The sequence below is a fragment of the Alteromonas sp. G4i35 genome, from assembly GCF_054960375.1.
In genome coordinates this window covers 38321-55475 of sequence record NZ_JBHNZD010000003.1, presented here as the reverse complement: position 1 = coordinate 55475, position 17155 = coordinate 38321, and the positions used below count along the sequence as shown (strand labels likewise).

Genomic DNA, 17155 nt, shown 5'->3' with positions numbered 1-17155 from the left:
CAGATTCTTTTGTTATTATGCTTCGACTCTACCAAATCTAACAGCTTGTAACAATTACCATTTCACTGAGATAGGCAGAGAATACGCCAAGCGCGTATGATAGAGCAGATAGTTAACAAACACAGCGTTTCAAACGCGAAGGAGTACGAATGAGTTCAGGCGGTGTACATTATTTCTTTGAAGGCTTTTCGCTTATAAAAACCAAAGGATTAAAGCGTTTTGTTTTTGTACCCCTAACAATAAACTTAGTGCTTTTTTCTGTGGCTTTTTACTTCTTATTTGGCCAAATAGAAATGGGTATCGCTTATGTGATTGATCTTGTACCTGAATGGTTAGGCTGGATAAAAACAGCGATCAGCTTTTTCTTGTGGCCCCTAGCAGTCATCAGCGTATTGCTCATTTTCGCACTGATCTTTGGCACACTCGCAAACTGGATTGCAGCACCGTTTAATGGCGTTCTATCAGAAAAGGTTGAGCGTCATTTAACGGGTCAAGATTTAGGTGACGAGGGCGTGATGTCTTTAGTTAAAGACATTCCTCGAACAGTAGGCCGCGAACTCACCAAGCTGGTTTGGTATTTACCTCGCGCTATTGGTTTTTTGTTATTGTTCTTTTTTCTGCCCATTATTGGGCAAGTCTTGTGGTTCTTATTTAACGCCTGGATGATGGCAATTCAGTACTGCGATTACCCATACGACAACCACAAAATAGATTTTACGCGCATGCGCCTGCACCTTGGCGAACACAAAGGGAAAGCGATGACGTTTGGAATGATGGTGAATATATTCTCACTTATTCCCGTGGTTAACTTTATCGTTATGCCCGTAGCAATTTGTGGTGCAACGTCTATGTGGGTAAGAGAGCTTAAAGATACACTCGCCAAATAGTGGCGAGTGCATTGTTTTAGTAATGAGAGCTGCGGTTATTTGCCACCAGTAAACGCTTCGTATTCAGCTAACCAGTGTGCGGCTTCTTTTTGGTTGCCGCTATTGTGGAACGCCTGGAAAAAATTCATTGAAATAGGTCGCTGGGCATTTTGTTTTTCCAGCTGCTGCTGCCACAGTACCAAATATAAAGGCGGGATCACGCCGCTATCGTGATGTTCCATAAAGGTAATTCTGCGACTGGGCTTATAGCTGTTTTTCCCCAATACGGTGCACGTTTTGGCGCGTGCAATAATGGTTGCAGGATCTATCTCTAGCCAATTTTCAACCGTTTCGTGAGGTGCGTACCAATACTCAGAGTCTACGATTAGGTTTGGTGGTGCAAAATCGCTTATTCCATCTTCATCGCACAGCCTATTCGCCATGCCCTTGCCAATAGGATATTCGTCAGCGAAGCCTGCGAAGTGCGCTAGCTCATGAACAAACACTGAATAAGCGTCACTGATGTCTAAGTACATTACGCCGTTTTGAACATTAGCCTTACCCTGCTCTGCCACTACTACTGCATGACTAAATTTCTGCTTTTTCGCAATGCTTGCCAAAGGAGTAATACTACAGCCTAAGATCCCAGCGTTCTTATAATCCGGATCGCAGCTTAGTACATCGGGTTTAAGCCAAATAGGCGGGGCCAGGCAAATAGAAAGGTTCTGCAGGCGCTTGTCGTCATTGAATGAGTTATAAAGACTGTGAGCACGCATGATAGTAGCTAAACTGGTAGCAAAAGGCTGAATACGCTGAAGGCATTTCCCTTCATTCTCCCAGTTAAATGAAGGAGACTGCTTTAGTGCTTGCTGTATAGAATACGGCGTGTAGAGATTGATGGCCTCTAAGGCTTTTTCCGCTTGAAGATGCCCTTTCTTCGCGGCAAAGCTAAAATGCTGCTTGGCCTCAGAAAACTCCCCTTCGTCCCACAGAAGGCGAGCATACTTAAATGCACTTTGCATGTCTAAAGTTGCTGTTGCTGCGAGCAGTGGTTTCGCTAGTTGTTGTTGCCCGTGTAGAAGATACCAATCGGCCAATGCGGCCTGTGCGGGTACGTAGTTTTGTGAAGCCGCGCGTACCAGCCACTTCTCACGTTTTTCTGGCGAATCGGTAGACATTGCAAACGCAAGCTGTGCTTCTGCGACCTCGCCGAGCGCCGCTAAGCGCATAAAGCGCTGTGACGCACCTTCTTCACCTAATATTTGGTACAGCAGCCATGCAGCGTCTGCGTTTTCAAGATTCACTAGCTTTTCTAGAAAATAGGTTGCAGTGGCTTCATCGATATAGTCAGTAGCAATGAAGCCTGCGTTATACGCACGCTCAAATTCACCGAGCAAGCGTGCCTGTGCATTTTCACTGCCCTGCTTTGCAGCTAACCAAAGTAGCGCTAGTGCGTCATGCTTAAGGTGATAGTCAGAATAATTGAAACGTTCGGTAATATCCGAAGTTTGAGCGTCGGGAGAAGATTCTGTGCTGTCCTGTGCCATGCCGTCGGCAGTATTTGCTGAAGCAGAGCTCGCCTTTTCAGTTAGTTCGCTATCTGACACTAGGCTTGCCGGCGTAAGTACCTTGCTTGCATTAGCAATTAGTTGCGGGACATAGCGTCCGCTATCGCCCGCAACTATGAGCAGTGCGAACACTGCTAAAAATAAGCCTCGCATAACGCTTGCTGCTTACTCTTCGCTAACCAGATCGCTGCTAGCTAGTTCACGCAAACGGTTAAGTTCCATTCGTGCGTAGCGGTGTTCAACGTAATCAAATACATTGGTGCTTAATGCAAGCTTGAAGTAATTTGATGCAATACCGCTGTTGCCGCGCTGGGTATGAAATTTACCTAAGTAAAAATACGCTTCACACAACCTGTCTGTTAACGCTTTTTGGCTTTTCACACCGTCTAACAATGAGTTAAGTACATCGTTCTCATCAACAGTACCTAAAAACAAATCCACCAGCGTAGTAGCCCAGTGCTGGTTGTCCAGCGTTGGTCGAATAGAAGCCAAGTATTTTTGTCCTTCAAGCTCTGACACGTCGTGATGCGCAAAGTAGGCCCACAGAGCGCGAAATGGATCGCTGTCATCTTTTTCAAAAAAGCGGTTAAGATCGTTGGTCGCGAGTTCGGCGCGGCCACCGTAATAAAGCGCAATACCGCGATTTAGGAACGCGAAATCATACTCTGGGTTGATTTCCAGCGTGGAGTCGAATGCGTCGTAAGCCTGAATAAAGTCGTTCTGCTGAATATAGTGAATACCCATAGAATTATAGGCTTCAGCCAAATCTGGCTTTAAATTAATGGCTTGGGTGTAATCAAACTGCGCTAAGCCCGATAGGCCCACGCTGTCGTACAACATGCCTCGCTGAAAGTGCAGTTCAGCTTTGTCTTCATCTGATAACGCAGGGCTGGTAAGCACCTGATTGTAACGAGCAATAGCCATTTCGGAACGAGGATTAATGGGCGCAGGTTCGGCTAAAAGCAGGTTTCCCATTTGTGGTCTTTCTGAAACAGGTGGTGTTTGCGCACAACCGGTTAAAATAGCAGCGAATAGAGAAAAAAAGATGAGACTAACGTTTCTGCACATGGTAAAAAAGCATTCTATAAAAAAAGAAAAAACCGCCTGAGTATTAAGTATACGCTTGTTGCGGCGCTAATGCCGCCAACCTTCTCGCATTTGATGATAAAAGTAAAGCGTATTGGGTGGTTAACACAGGTAGCTATGAAGAAAAATAATTTAGAACAACTATCACAACTTGCTTTTGACGCACAGAAAAACTCACACTCACCTTATTCCAACTTTAAAGTTGGTGCTGCGGTGCTTACTCCAAGTGGCGAAACCTTCTCTGGTTGTAATGTAGAAAGTGCTGCTTTTCCATTAGGACAATGCGCTGAAGCCACAGCTATTGGCAATATGGTCACACAGGGACAAAAACGTATTTCGCATATCGTTATTGCGAGCCCGAACGACGAGTTTTGCTTTCCGTGCGGTGGATGCAGACAGAAAATTGCTGAATTTGCCCCAGATGAAACTCCCGTTACCATGGTAAGTCAAAACGGCGAGACATTCGAAACCACCATTGGTGAGTTACTTCCAAATGCCTTTAGAGCACACGATTTAGACAAATAAGTCATTCCTAAAATACTGTTCGTAATCGAGGCTCGAGCGAGTTTCACCGCCTTTACCTCGTTTACGAACGCATCCAGCTAAACACCCTATAAATCAGCACATCAACGGCTTACTCGACTGTTTAATTGAAAGTATTCTTCCTTGCGCATCAAAGGCGAGCGCCACATGCGTGCCAATATTGATATCCCCTTCAATGCGACCGTTAATATTTAATGATGCGATAAGGTTTTCAGAAACCACAACTTGCTGATTTTTGCAGCTCACCAAGAGCCAATACCCATTTTGCGCTGTAAGCGTGGCTGGCTCTAAGGTAACCGCTCTAGCGACTAAATTGCTTTCAATATATTGTTGAGTATAGGCATTAAATCGCGCTTTATAATCAGTTCCGGCTTTACCAGCTAGCAGCTTATCTTCCCCTTCGAATCCGTGATATTGAACAATGTCTACACGGTGTGCTGCCGTTTGAAAAGGCGACGAACTATTACGTTGGAATGTACCGATATTGTATACGCCCAACATGGCAACGATTGCAAATGCCACAGCCGTGAAACGTAGGGTTGAAGAAGCGAAGTACGCTCGAATATTAGCAGCCGTAACGGCAAATACGCGTTTTATTCCACTATCACTTTCTATTGCCTTGTTGTACGCGAGAACCCTTTCACGAATTCGAGCATTAGCCTTTTCACTCATTCCATCATTTTGCTTTTGTACCTGCTGGCTGCGTTTAAACGCATCTTGTAGCTCTTTATCTGATGTAGACATGATTACAGTTTCTCCAGCATGGTTTTAAGGCTGTCTTTGGCATAACGTATCCGGGTTTTAATCGTTTCTTTTTCAGCACTGCAAATAGTGGCGATTTCCGCTAACGAAAAACCTTCAAACTGTAGCGAAAGCGCCTCTTTCTGTTTGTAGGGTAACTGCTCAATACATGCCTTAAACACGTCTTTTTCTATCCCTTTTGCTACGTCATCCTCTACCGAAGACTGTGCATTTTTAAGCAACTCGCTTAACGAAAACGACTCAACTGCCTCGTTGTTAAATTCAAGCTTGGCGTTTTTTCTGAATTCATCAATAAGCGTCCGCCTACCAATAGTGAAAAGCCAAGCCTGAAAATTATCGCCGCTTTTAAATAAGTGACGATTTTCGATAACCTTAATCCATGTGCGCTGACACATATCTTCTGCAACAGTGCTATCACTTAACACCTTCAAAAAATAAAATAGCTTATGGCTGTGTAAGTCATACAGCGCGGCTAACGATGCTTCATCACCTTTTGCGCTGTACCGCAGCATTAGCCTCTCGCTGACTCCCAGCACTTTTTCGCGCTTGCCTTTAAACAGGCTTTGCAAGCTTGCGCCTATACTCATAGGCAGTCCTTATTGTTCTAATTTGAAATCTAATACTACAACCATACCTGATTGACTAACAGGTTTACCGCCATTCAGCTTGGGTTTGTACTTCCATTTTTTAAGCGCTCTGCGCGCAGCTCTATCGAACACGCGCTTGGGCTCAGAATCTAGTACTGTAATATCAGACACTGAGCCACTAGCACTTATTGTAAACCCTAGCTTTACCCAGCCTTCAATACCGTCGCGACTGGCCTCAGGTGGATAAGTGGGGTCTACCCTAAATTGGGGTGTGGCTTGCATATCACCTTGCGCACTGTTCAAGTTAATCGACAAATCTAACCCCGTATTAGGTATGTGCGTTTTTATCTCAAAGCCGCCTGGGCCTTCATTGGGCTCAGGGTCAATCTCGATAACTTTTTGAGGTGGCGTTTTAATTACCTGCTCAATTGGCACCATTGGTTTTTTAGTGATGGTCCGTTCGTCTTCAGGTTGGTAAATAATGGGCTCAAAGAACACCGGTGGGGCTTCGCTTATGTTTACTTTGTCTTGCTTAATGAGCTCTGCCATTAATACGAAAAGCCCTGCCGTAACGGTACATCCAGCTATAGCAATTGTGGCTGCGTTTAAAGCACGTTTAGCGAAAGGCGCTTTTTCAAACGGTAATACACTTTGGTGTGTTAAGTGCTTTGGGTTGGCGTTTGGTAAGATTGTTGTTTGCATAATGTTCCCCCTTTTTTCACTAAACGGGGGAACTGATATAAAGGGGTGAATAAATGTGAACGTTTTTATTTAACGTTGACGTTTTACAATGAACGAAAGGTTAACTTTTATTTTGGTTACTCGGCTTTTCGCCTTCACGAGTAGGCTCTGCAGACGTCTGATTGGCGCGGTTTTCTTCTTGGCGTTTATTCAGTTTAGCAGCGGCCATAAATCCAATAAAAAATATGGCAAAAATAACAACGCCCACCCAAATCAATACATTAAAAAGAAAGTCCATATCATTCCCTAATCACAATTTCGTGAAATAACTTTAACATTTATTTGTTTGAGTAGGTTAATTAGATCACCACTGTAACTACGCCACCAGCTTAGTTATTCAGAAACTTCAACACCAATAGCCATAACAGACTGTCCGTCTTTGATGGCTGGCATTTGATTAACCATCATAACCGTGCCATCAACGGGCGATTTAATGGTTTCAACGAGATTTCCAAAATAGTCCGTGACCGCACCTACATCCTGTCCTGTCTTTACTTTATCGCCTATCACCACAGAAGCTTTGAAGAACCCGTTTTTTGAGCTCTTTGGATATTTGATTGTTTCATAGATAACTGGCTCGGGGTGCTGCTTTGGCGTCTCTGGCAACATTTTCAAAAAATACATGGCGTTTTTAGCCACATCTAGCGCTTTTGCTACCGATTCTTCATCTATCTGTGCCAAATGCCCAATTTCAGTCGTCAGTCCCGGCTTTCCTCTCGTCATCGCTGTGTTAGGGTATGAAATTGAATTGTTGGGATCTCTTGGGCGGTCGCCATACATAACGATATGCTGCATGCCCGTGGCTTTGGCAAATTCAAATGTTAACGCATCAAGTTCTTTGTCGCCCACAAAAGGAGAATACACGTGATTCAGCAACGTTTGGTTTGCGCTACCAGAATGCATGTCGATCAAGAAATCTGTTTTGCCAATAAACTCTCTGGTTAGCAGCTCCGCAATCTGTTCTGTTGGTGTGCCATCAACGCTCCCTGGGAATTCCCGATTTAGGTTTTTCTCATCTTTAGGGTTCAATGCGATTCTATTTGCGTGAAACCCATCTAAGTTTGCCAAGTGCAACACAACCAACGCACCGCTCATCTCTTTAGGATCAATGCTTTGCTGTAGTTGCTGCAACGCATACATAGATGGAAACTCATCGCCATGAATACCAGCGGTAAGCAACAATACAGGACCGTCACTTTTTCCGTTAATAACCGTCACTGGCAAGGTTATGTTGTTTTCTTTAGCAAGATATGACGTTTTCTCCCCCGTTTTTGTTGTCACCCCCATTAATTCATACGGCGCATTTGCACTAACATTGAGGCTAAACGCACAGCATAGGGAAACAACAATGGAGGAAAGAGGATTCTTCTTAAATAGCATAGCTGACAACTCATGAGAAAATAGCGCACTAGTAAGCCAGAACGTTTCAACTTAATCAATAAAGAGTATTTTAAAACACCTTTGCAAAAAAATACCCACTATAAAGCGGGTATTCTCGATGGGTAAATTAGCTTGCTCGCGCGGGCTCCAGTTCGGGGTGCGTGTTCTCTACGTGATGCTTCTCTCGCACAGGTTTTACAAGTAAGTTAGCAATAAATGCCAATACCAATAACCCAGCCATTGCATACATAGTGGTATTGTAGAGCGTTGAGGTTGGGTCTACCGTTCCGGCTGGCGCAATTTCCAGCAAGCGTGCAACCGTTACCGTTTTAGCTTCTACCAATTTTTGCAAGTCAGCCATTGGCGCACCAAACTTACTTGCAAACGCGGCAGGGTCGACTTTTGCCGCTAAATCGGCAATTGCATTTTCTTCTGACATATTGCGCAAATAAGTAATAGCGAATGGCCCTAATACGCCGGCAGTAGACCATGCTGTTAGCAATCGGCCGTGAATGCCGCCTACATGTAAGGTACCAAACAAATCTGCCAAGTATGCAGGAATAGTTGCAAAGCCACCGCCATACATTGTGAAAATTATCATTGTTGCAATGTAGAACCCAATTAACGCGGTGCTGTTCCCCATTCCAGCCCAAAATGGGATAGACAAGTAAAGCAGCGTACCTATTACGAAAAAGCAGTGGTAGGTATTCTTTCTGCCAATATAATCAGACGTAGAAGCCCAGAAGAAGCGCCCTACCATGTTAAACACCGAGATCATCAATACATAGGTACCTGCAAAACCTGCGGTAACAATGGCTAAGTTTCCAAAGATCTCATTGATCATGGTCTTGGCTACGCCAATAACGCCAATACCCGCGGTGACATTGAAACATAATACTATCCAAAGCAACCAAAATTGAGGTGTTTTAAGGGCTTGATCAATATGGACGTGATTTTTCGATACCATTCCTTTCGATGATGCTTCAGGTTTAGGCTGCCAACCTTCTGGTTTCCACCCCTCTTTCGGTACGCGATACTGGAAAGACGCAAACATCATTACAATAAAATAAGCGATACCAAGGGTAAGGAAAGTCGATGCCGCACCAGTTTCGCCCGTACCAACGACATAAACACCGGCTTCGCCACCGAACGAGGCCGCTTGATTTGCAGAGGCAATAACCACTTCTACTTTTCCTGCTGCCGTCTCTGCAAAACGACGCCCTTCTTCGGTAACCAGCGCAACCATGTTTTCTGCACCTAAGTATTCTGGCGCTCTTTGAAAGGTTTCAAGCAGTGCACTAATAAGCGGAGCGCCTATCATTGCACCTCCACCAAAACCCATGATTGCGAGACCTGTTGCCATACCTCGTCGATCGGGAAACCACCGTATAAGTGTTGAGACTGGTGATACGTAACCGAGCCCAAGCCCGAAGCCGCCGAGTACACCGTAGCCCAAGTACAGCAGCCACAGTTGATGGGTAGAGATACCTATCGAACCAACAATAAAACCACCGCCCCACAAAAAAGCCGCAACCACGCCTACAAAACGAGGCCCTACTTTCTCTAGCCATTTACCTGCAAATGCGGCGGCTAAACCAAGGCAAACAATAGCCACTGAGAAGATCCAAACAACCGAAGATAAACTCCAATCGTTAGCAGAAGACGCAACAACGCCCAAGTCTCGAGTTAGCGGCGTGTTGAAAACTGACCACGCATAAACAGACCCGATACAAAGGTGGATTGCGATAGATGCTGGCGGAACCCGCCAGCGGTTATAGCCATCTGGTGCGACAATGTTTTCTTTGCGTAAGAAAGCAAGCGCCCCCGTTCCTGAAGTTGACATACATTTTTCCCCTACATGTATTGTGCGCGTTTCTATGCCGCTTTATTACTGGGGGTGTATGGCTCCCATTATTGTATTAAATCAAAGGTATAGAAACGAAGATGTGTACGTAAGCCAGCGTTATCCTGACCTTTTGTTATACTTAAGTATAACGATACTGTCGCGCAACTTAATTTTTACTTAATGTTTACATATAGAGTAAGACTTTAGTCTTATAAAGACAGTTGCTCTACCTTTGTGGCAGAGCAACAAGCGAAATGGATACTACTATTTTGCGGGTTGTAAATCTGAATCTTCTGCAGTTTCTGCTTTTTCCACGTCACCTTCAATCTGTGCTTTTTGCATGTTAGAGATGTTGTTAATCAATAACCAAGTAACTATGGCTACTGGAATGGACAGGACCTCAGAAACCTGCGAAACCAGATTAACATTCATTATTTCGGAGATTTCTTGTGCCCTTCTGGACATACGAAAAACGACCTGTCCAATCACACTGTTGGCGATCCAGAAAAATCACCATATGCCTAAAATAGGGCCTGCTTTTTCTAACTGCCAATTGTTAGGGTTTTGGCTGGCTTGCCAAATCTCTTTCATCGCTTGATAAGGTTTCCATAACGACACAATAAATACTTTATCCACGTAGTGAGGCGATCAGGCTCCTTAAATTCTACGTTATTTTCCGACATCTCCATTTACCTCTTTCCCCTTACTACTGCGTAAGCGTTATCTTTTGTTAATTGTTATCTGTATTGAGTTAGTTACTGGTTTATTTACTGCCTAGGTGAACTAAGCTTTATTAGCTAATAGTTCCTGTAGCGCTTTCGGCAGTATCGCTTGCGCAATCTTTGTTATGCGAGCCTCATTCTTTTGCCACCAAATTCCCGAATATACGACGCCTAAACCGATCGCTGATAGCGCCACTGGGAAAAGCCAACTATCTTCAAAAACGGTAGAAGCAAGATGACCTAAATATAAACAGCATCCCAAAGCACCAAATATGACAAATACACGTCGAACCAACAGAGCACCAGCGCCAATCATGGCAAGGTTTATACAGAAATAGATAAACTTAGACAGTTCGCAGTCTGAATCTTGGCTGGTAAGGCCGCCCCAAAACGCTAAAACGCCGAAAAGATAAAGCCAAAACGCGTAATCTGCTGTGTTTCGTGCTCTGATGTCCACCCAGAACGCCAATAGCGTCATCAACGCGCCAAAGTACATCGACACAAGTGCTCGGAATTGCCACGTGTAGCTGTTCCATAAGTCCTCATGGTCAATAACGAGCATCACAGCGTCCATACTGATATACCAGAGCGTTACCGCAATCGGCATTATTAAGAACGGGTATTTATATCGCCATGCTACGACAAGTCCAGTTACTAGCGTTCCAAGTTCCATATATAACCATAGCCATTTAACTCGGTGGTGAAACTGGCGAAACACCGTATTTTCGTCGGGCCATAGCCCTAGCCATTGCTGCGCTCCGTAGATAGCAATTGGCGTTAAACAAACTACGAACGTGGCACAGATCCCTGCTGGTATTATTAAATGCTTACGCGCAAAGGAATTGGCAAGCTTTAAGCCCACGCCAGCATAAAGCATAGAGATAAATACGATGCCGGCACCACCAAATTGCTCCCAGCCTAAATTCATAAATAGAGTCATGGCGCCAATTGCAATAAGGCCACCTAAGTAATACAGAATATGGGTGAAGGTAAAAGAGGGAGTATGCTGATTTTCTTCTTGAAAGAAATTGTACAGAGCAATGCCCTGTTGCTCGGAGATGATATTGTTAGCTACTGCTTTTTGAATACTGGCTTTAGATACTTCCATGTACTTCTCTAAATAAGCTTGAAGAGCTGAAGATTATTACTTTACTTTGTTATGGGTAAAAAGCCAGCCTAATAGAAGTTACTCGCTTCCTTTCTCGATATCTAATTCCGCTCTATCGATTAGCGTAAAATAGTCTTCATCAGCGTAAAGCTTTAAAAAGATAGACATTGTGATGCTTGTCATTTCATTTGCCGCCTCTTTGAACCCAGTATTAACGTGAAGATCAAAGCCCGTTGGCGATGCAGAACCCATGAACTCTTGAAGTTCAGTGAATTCTTTTATTGCTTCGGTACTTAACCCTAAAATGTACTCAGTTCGCGCTGGCGTTTTACTCAGCCATCCTGACTCAGCTGGCAGTGTATTTTCTGAAATGACCTCAAGATTATACTTAAAACTTCTTTCTTGCTCTGAGGAGCTAACACCCAAGGTAAGCCAGGTGCTTTCTGGTTTTATTTCGGCTGGCTTGTCTAAGTGAATCTTCGTAAGTAAATGATTGGGGTCGAGTTCAACAAATTTCTCCTCATCAAATGAGCGAAACTCAAGCATTGTTGCAATGGGTATATTGGCACAACTAACTACAAGCAAAGTTAATGAAACAACAAATAATTTTTTGATACTTAACAACAGCGGCTTCCCTTCATTGGTTATTACAAGACATGTTCTAGCCATTCTATACAGCTTTCGTCGTTTCTTTTGCAAAAGCTTTTTCAGATTTATTCCACGTTAAGTGACCAAAAGCGAGCCCCGCAATGGGAAAGATGATCATCGCAATGGCGAGTCTCCCCCAGATATTTTCGGAAGGCTCGATAAACGCCATAAGTAATGACCATAATAAACCGGTAGAGACTCCCCAGCCTAAAACGCCGTAAACTAGAACGAAGCGCTGTTTTCCTTTTTCTCTTATTCTCGCCCACTTTTCTGATTTCATCGCAGATATCCTTTTTCAACTCTAAGCAATCATTGCAAGACAGACAAAAACCACCACAAAGCTTATAAAACCAACAGCAACGGTCCTTCCTTCATCACGACCTGCTCTTGGATATTTTCCGAAGGTCAGCAATTTGAGCACCACATGGCCCGTGCCCTTCAAAACGAATTCCATAATAGCGTCTATGATAATCCACTTTATTACTCGAAGCATAAAGCGGCCCAGCGGTTCAAAAACTTCTTCCATAACCCTTACGCTCTTTAACCTAAAACCTGTTCTATAAAAAGCAACAACCACATTGCAAGAACGGCAACGAAGTTGATAGTAAACACCAAACCACGCAATCTAATATTGTCAGTAAATATTTGTACAAGACTATGCAGCACCCTGCCAATAACAAATACCAACGCAAGGGAGACTTGTGAATTGCTAATTGGCTCACCTAAGGCAATTAGCAAGGCGCAAACAGCGTGAAAAAATAGCGGCCACTCAAACTGATTGCTCAGATTCGCACTTACTTTAGGCTGTAATTCAGCAAACGGGTTTGAACCATCTTTGTTTTTCCCTACTCCCCATACCGAAGGCGCGCGAGCTAGCGTGAGAAATACGTAGAGCAATGCACAAAGAAGAATGTGCATAAACATAGGGGCTATTAAATTAGACATCTTGGTTCAATTATCTCGTTGTTATTAAATTTCGTCAGCAATTAACGCTTGCTCGTTGGGGTAATCAACAATGAGTCTTAGGTACTGAAGCGCTGAACCTCCTAACGCGCCATCAATGCGCCTATCCATCATCGAAGACATAAATTGGTGGAAACTACTGTCTGCTCTTCTTGTGAACCAAACTGGGCCAACGGTTTTATTCCCAATTATTACATAAGGAACACGAATCATGGGTTGATGAGAAAAATTACATGCATCCTCAATCACTAACCATTCCGGGTTAGACTTCACCCATTCATCGAATATTGAAGCGACAATGAAAGAAGTCGCAACTTGACCACCTTCTAGCCCTCCTTTTTCCATCGCCTCTGTCGATGGCCATGCCGAAGCACCTGAATCTAATAACATTGGAATCTGTCTGTCATTAACTGAGATATCGATACTTGGAAAAGCCATTGTATAACCACCATCCAGGCCTTTTTGAAATCCCAAAGGAACCGTCGAAAACTCAGTTGATGTCGGAGTTTCATCTAGCACTTCTACTTTTTTCTCAGGGTAATTAAAATCAATTACTTTTTCAGCATGCCAACGTCCGCCTAGCGTTCCGTCGCTTTTCTTAGTCGAACTAAATTCTTCGGATGGTACTACTTGTAATTTTCCAGCCCACCAATTATTCAATCCCGCCATGGGGATTGACGCTTCTGGATCAAACTGAGGCATATCAGTAACATCGATCACCCCATTTTCAGATTCTTTTTGACTTATCTCCCAACCATATTTTTCGCTGAGCTCTCGTGAGATCGCATTCCAACCACCACCAGTATCAGTAAAAAATGTCAGGGTAGTTCCGTCCGCGAGCTTTGGTTTTAGGTAAATTAAGTTATTCTTAAATTCACTGGGTAACTCTTCAGAAAGACAGATAAAAGGGATTGAAAAGATTAAAAGCGATACTAAATGCTTCTTCATTGGCCTTCCTTTGGCGTTGTTTTTTTATTTTTCCTGGGCAAAAAAGTAAATTCTTCTAGAACAACATTATGTCTTTGAACGCAATATTTAACATCAATAAAACAACCGAAGCGGTTCCTAAAGCTTTTTGCATATTAAGTAATTTGGCATTGGGTTGGCGTTTAGGCATTAAAAACTGTTTTATGTTTAGTTGCGTTACCAAAAACAGCACCGATGCAAGAAGCATTGAAATGAATAGCAATGGCTGACTGCTTTGAAGCGTGGAATAAGCGAAAAAAAGAGGAATGACAGTAAATAGCGATAATACAATTCTGGCGGGAAGTTCATACCTGACCATAAATAACATCCTTGCTTTTGTAGGCGTCGAGTTTTTAAACTCTAGCGGTTGAAACAAAACGGGGCAACGTTTTTTTAATCCCTTTAATTATCCACTCTAACATCTGAATATTTGAATACTCAAACGTCAATCAACGCAACTATCATATCTTTGAACACCTTTCGGCAGACCAAGTGCTACACCGGTGAAAGAGAAAATAAAGATAATCGATATTACAGTTAATCCGGCAAAACTAGACTCGTTTATGTTGGGGCTGACAACTATCGAAAAGGTGTTGATACAAAGCAAAAGCAAGCTTATTTTTGAATACCCTTTAAAGCCTAAAACTCCAGCGAGGATAAGCATTAAAAACGAGCCCGCAACTGCCGGAGTAAATGGCGCAGCGGCCAGTAGCAAACACAAAACCGATATAAGCACAGATAACATTAAGAAGAGTTTTTTCACGTTTTGCCCCTTTTTTTTGCCGAGCAGCTGAAGAGATAAAATAATCACTAAAAGCATAGAGTAAAAACGGCGAATTAATAAACTAAGCACATAATAAAAACCGTTCTGTTGCCACCCATTATTTTCTAACTTGTAATGATTGGCCTACACTGAAAAAGCGTTGAACCAAGCCTACCACCTACTCGTTTTCTGCTTTTCTTAGTATTTTAAAAATTCGGCTAATTGTGATTTCAGACAAGTTCCATTCGTAACCGTCAAAGTCAGTGGTATTGATAAATTGAACAACCACGGTATCGAGGTCTTTGTCATATTCTGCAAGGCTCTGGTAACCGATAACCAAGCCTCCATGCTCGAACACATAAGGGTAAAGTTCCGCTTCGCCTTCATTGAAAATAGCGCCGTTGTTTAGCGCTCGTAAGAACTTACCCACATCTTCTGCTGTCGCTAGCATACCGTAGTCGCGCGCTTTAACATCTTCCTTGTAACCAACGTAATAGCCGCTCATCACGTCGTCCATATTGACTTCGCTCAATGAAAAATAGGTGTTGTTCAATTCAAGCGGAAGTAAAATGTTTTGCTTAATGTACTCGTGGTGACTGTTCCCCAAAACCTTATCCATAATATTGCGAAGCAACAGATAGTTCGTGTTGGAATACTCATATCCATCACCGGGCTCAAAACTCGCCGGAAGATCTAGCGCAAAGTCGAGCGCTCGCTTGCCGTTTTCCGGTTCGTTTTCCCAGTAAGCAGCATTATCAGTAAAGTTAGGGATTCCTGACTTATGCTGCACCATCATTTTAAGCGTTATTTTTTCTGAATGCTCAATTCTGTCTTTGAGTTCGGGTAAATGATCAACGAGTAAATCGTCTAGGGATAGTCGCTGTTCTCGCGCCATTTTGGTGATAGCCACAGCAGTGTACAACTTACTGATACTGGCAATTTTAAATAAAGAGTCGGGGGCAGCGGGTATTTTGTTATCTCTGTCTTTCCAGCCTGCTGTGTAGAAAGCTGGAGGTTTTCCCGCCTCATCCACGTAAACAATTATGCCGTCAAAGCCATGGCTAATAGCCTCATCAACTTGTTCTTGTACTGTGTGTGGCAAAGGTAGGATCCAGGCTTTAACTAATATCCACGGAACGAAAAACAAGGAAACAATAGTACTGACTAGCAGAAGAAACCTGATGATGGTTGTTCTTCGGTTCTTCGTCATTTTACTCCGTCCTTAAAGCTCGGCCTAATATTCTGTAAAAATATGCTTGTCGGTGTCTTCATTTTGGCGTCGACGCGCGATTAGCTTTAACAACTTCGTTAGTCAAACAGCGCGAGGGAGTCTAGTTTAAAATGATAAACTGAAAAGGAATCCCCCTCTTCTTTTAGAGTGATCGTTAGTACTGCGTCGCCATTCTCATATACTGCTGGAACAGTATAGGTAACAAACGTTCCTGAGCCACCAGATGTTAGTGCTCTGGAAGTAACTGTATTGAATTGATATTCGCCAATTTCAACTAACGCCCCCATCTTTGATAGCGCCTTTATAAGCCTTTTAAGGTCATCTTCATTGATATTTTCTACTTCAGACGGAGTGAGGTAACTTTTAAAGATACCTAGCTCCCAAGAGGAGATGTCAGCAATTGCAGTATCCATGTAAGGAATTGCCGTTTTCTCGTATTCAGAAGATTTATAGCCCGACCAAACAGCAATAAGCACAAATAGACAGATAAGGATTAGAAGCGCTATTCCAAATCCTTTTAACAGCTTCTTAAACATACCGTTCCTTTAAAATGTAATAACCTACTTTCTAGCTAGAAAGCTCCCTGTTCTATCGCTGAGCTCTCAGGTAATCGTTTCGAGAAGCAATGGGAATGTTAGTTATAGGCATTAGACACCACACAATCCATACTAGCAGTACCTGAATAAGAATTATACATGTAAAATCAAACCGATAAGAAGCGTCAATGCCTGGCGCATTACCACGAAACTAAGCAACGATCGACATCTCATCCCAACGCAACTTATCAGAATGTGAAATTTACTCATGGTACTTTCGAATTACAGCAATCTTACCGTTCTCTATTTCTAATACTTCCATCATTACTTGACTGTATTCAATAGGTTGATTGTTTTGCGGGTGCACGCCCTTGGCATAATTCTTATATCTGATAGCAATAGCAGAATGATTAAATGTAAAAACATCTAACAACTCAGCACTATATTCTGTATGTGCGCCTAAATAGAATGTCATGCCCTCTCTCATTTGCTCCTTACCGTCAGGTAATCGCGTATCGTCTATCACCCATGGCAAATGTGAATGACCAACATCATCCGCGAGCAAATTTAAGTGATTTTCAAGCTCAACTTTTGTAGCGCCAGGGGCCTGAGTTGCAACCATTGTGTCGAAGTACTGTTGGGCAAGTTGCTTAAGATCTATTTTAATATCTTCAGCCGATACCGTAGCTGACACTAGAAGTGATAATGCAAGAAGTAGATTTTTTTTCACTAGAAACTCCGTTTCACTTATTTCATACATTTTATTTTTAATTAATGAGCTTTAGATGCGAAATTTTTAAACGCGCTATTCCATAGCTCGGAAAGTGCTTCAACCAATG

General features: G+C 43.0%; 23 protein-coding genes. 2 read left to right on the top strand and 21 right to left on the bottom strand.

Annotated elements, in window-relative coordinates:
* Positions 1 to 149: 149 nt before the first annotated feature.
* A complete protein-coding gene (cysZ, locus tag ACFI6L_RS02265; RefSeq protein WP_014979262.1) occupies positions 150 to 887 on the top strand; it encodes a sulfate transporter CysZ in 738 nt (245 codons plus the stop codon).
* A 35-nt stretch (positions 888 to 922) separates the two neighbouring features.
* Here the strand turns inward: cysZ and ACFI6L_RS02260 are convergent, their stop codons facing one another.
* Both ACFI6L_RS02260 and nlpI read right to left on the bottom strand, forming a co-directional pair.
* Positions 923 to 2587, bottom strand: a complete 1665-nt coding sequence (locus tag ACFI6L_RS02260; protein WP_321825436.1) for an SEL1-like repeat protein — start codon at positions 2585 to 2587, stop codon at positions 923 to 925.
* A gap of 12 nt (positions 2588 to 2599) precedes the next feature.
* Entirely contained in the window at positions 2600 to 3502 is a 903-nt protein-coding gene (gene nlpI, locus ACFI6L_RS02255; protein ID WP_014949420.1) for a lipoprotein NlpI, read from the bottom strand.
* 135 nt (positions 3503 to 3637) lie between these two features.
* Between nlpI and cdd the strand changes: the two genes are divergently transcribed.
* Positions 3638 to 4045, top strand: coding sequence for a cytidine deaminase (gene cdd, locus ACFI6L_RS02250; protein WP_039220705.1), 408 nt, complete (start codon positions 3638 to 3640; stop codon positions 4043 to 4045).
* A 93-nt stretch (positions 4046 to 4138) separates the two neighbouring features.
* Here cdd and ACFI6L_RS02245 read toward each other — a convergent pair whose 3' ends face one another.
* The 19 genes from ACFI6L_RS02245 to ACFI6L_RS02155 all read right to left on the bottom strand — a co-directional run bounded on the left by ACFI6L_RS02245 (position 4139) and on the right by ACFI6L_RS02155 (position 17046).
* Entirely contained in the window at positions 4139 to 4807 is a 669-nt protein-coding gene (locus ACFI6L_RS02245; protein WP_075176555.1) for a hypothetical protein, read from the bottom strand.
* Positions 4808 to 4809: 2 nt separating this feature from the next.
* Positions 4810 to 5412: an RNA polymerase sigma factor gene (locus ACFI6L_RS02240; protein WP_462573349.1), complete on the bottom strand. Its 603-nt coding sequence runs from the start codon at positions 5410 to 5412 to the stop codon at positions 4810 to 4812.
* 9 nt (positions 5413 to 5421) lie between these two features.
* Complete coding sequence (locus ACFI6L_RS02235) at positions 5422 to 6114, bottom strand: energy transducer TonB (protein WP_239257561.1); 693 nt, start codon at positions 6112 to 6114, stop codon at positions 5422 to 5424.
* A 100-nt stretch (positions 6115 to 6214) separates the two neighbouring features.
* Positions 6215 to 6391 carry a hypothetical protein gene (locus ACFI6L_RS02230; RefSeq protein WP_014979255.1) on the bottom strand — a complete coding sequence of 59 codons (177 nt, stop codon included), beginning with the start codon at positions 6389 to 6391 and terminating at the stop codon, positions 6215 to 6217.
* Positions 6392 to 6486: 95 nt separating this feature from the next.
* Positions 6487 to 7533 carry a succinylglutamate desuccinylase/aspartoacylase family protein gene (locus ACFI6L_RS02225; RefSeq protein WP_462573348.1) on the bottom strand — a complete coding sequence of 349 codons (1047 nt, stop codon included), beginning with the start codon at positions 7531 to 7533 and terminating at the stop codon, positions 6487 to 6489.
* 127 nt (positions 7534 to 7660) lie between these two features.
* Complete coding sequence (locus tag ACFI6L_RS02220; protein WP_462573347.1) at positions 7661 to 9376, bottom strand: OFA family MFS transporter; 1716 nt, start codon at positions 9374 to 9376, stop codon at positions 7661 to 7663.
* A gap of 267 nt (positions 9377 to 9643) precedes the next feature.
* On the bottom strand, positions 9644 to 9880 hold the full coding sequence (locus ACFI6L_RS02215) for a hypothetical protein (RefSeq protein ID WP_462573393.1): 237 nt from the start codon (positions 9878 to 9880) through the stop codon (positions 9644 to 9646).
* A 9-nt stretch (positions 9881 to 9889) separates the two neighbouring features.
* Positions 9890 to 9997: a DUF4328 domain-containing protein gene (locus ACFI6L_RS02210; RefSeq protein WP_249922609.1), complete on the bottom strand. Its 108-nt coding sequence runs from the start codon at positions 9995 to 9997 to the stop codon at positions 9890 to 9892.
* Positions 9998 to 10162: 165 nt separating this feature from the next.
* Positions 10163 to 11209 carry a DUF2157 domain-containing protein gene (locus ACFI6L_RS02205; protein ID WP_462573346.1) on the bottom strand — a complete coding sequence of 349 codons (1047 nt, stop codon included), beginning with the start codon at positions 11207 to 11209 and terminating at the stop codon, positions 10163 to 10165.
* Positions 11210 to 11287: 78 nt separating this feature from the next.
* Positions 11288 to 11878 (bottom strand): hypothetical protein, encoded by a 591-nt coding sequence (locus ACFI6L_RS02200; protein WP_462573345.1) that lies wholly within the window; start codon positions 11876 to 11878, stop codon positions 11288 to 11290.
* 1 nt (position 11879) lies between these two features.
* Entirely contained in the window at positions 11880 to 12137 is a 258-nt protein-coding gene (locus ACFI6L_RS02195; protein WP_462573344.1) for a hypothetical protein, read from the bottom strand.
* A 21-nt stretch (positions 12138 to 12158) separates the two neighbouring features.
* Complete coding sequence (locus tag ACFI6L_RS02190) at positions 12159 to 12383, bottom strand: hypothetical protein (protein ID WP_014976508.1); 225 nt, start codon at positions 12381 to 12383, stop codon at positions 12159 to 12161.
* A gap of 14 nt (positions 12384 to 12397) precedes the next feature.
* Entirely contained in the window at positions 12398 to 12802 is a 405-nt protein-coding gene (locus ACFI6L_RS02185) for an MAPEG family protein (RefSeq protein ID WP_462573343.1), read from the bottom strand.
* Between the two features lie 24 nt (positions 12803 to 12826).
* Entirely contained in the window at positions 12827 to 13768 is a 942-nt protein-coding gene (locus ACFI6L_RS02180; RefSeq protein ID WP_462573342.1) for a hypothetical protein, read from the bottom strand.
* 55 nt (positions 13769 to 13823) lie between these two features.
* The gene (locus tag ACFI6L_RS02175) at positions 13824 to 14105 is read right to left on the bottom strand and encodes a hypothetical protein (RefSeq protein WP_171337097.1); all 282 of its coding nucleotides are present in this window, start codon (positions 14103 to 14105) and stop codon (positions 13824 to 13826) included.
* 126 nt (positions 14106 to 14231) lie between these two features.
* On the bottom strand, positions 14232 to 14639 hold the full coding sequence (locus tag ACFI6L_RS02170; protein WP_171337098.1) for a DUF6419 family natural product biosynthesis protein: 408 nt from the start codon (positions 14637 to 14639) through the stop codon (positions 14232 to 14234).
* Between the two features lie 88 nt (positions 14640 to 14727).
* Positions 14728 to 15759, bottom strand: a complete 1032-nt coding sequence (locus ACFI6L_RS02165; RefSeq protein WP_171337099.1) for a serine hydrolase domain-containing protein — start codon at positions 15757 to 15759, stop codon at positions 14728 to 14730.
* A 98-nt stretch (positions 15760 to 15857) separates the two neighbouring features.
* Entirely contained in the window at positions 15858 to 16316 is a 459-nt protein-coding gene (locus ACFI6L_RS02160) for a hypothetical protein (RefSeq protein ID WP_171337100.1), read from the bottom strand.
* Between the two features lie 262 nt (positions 16317 to 16578).
* Positions 16579 to 17046, bottom strand: coding sequence for a nuclear transport factor 2 family protein (locus tag ACFI6L_RS02155; RefSeq protein ID WP_171337101.1), 468 nt, complete (start codon positions 17044 to 17046; stop codon positions 16579 to 16581).
* Positions 17047 to 17155 lie beyond the last annotated feature (109 nt).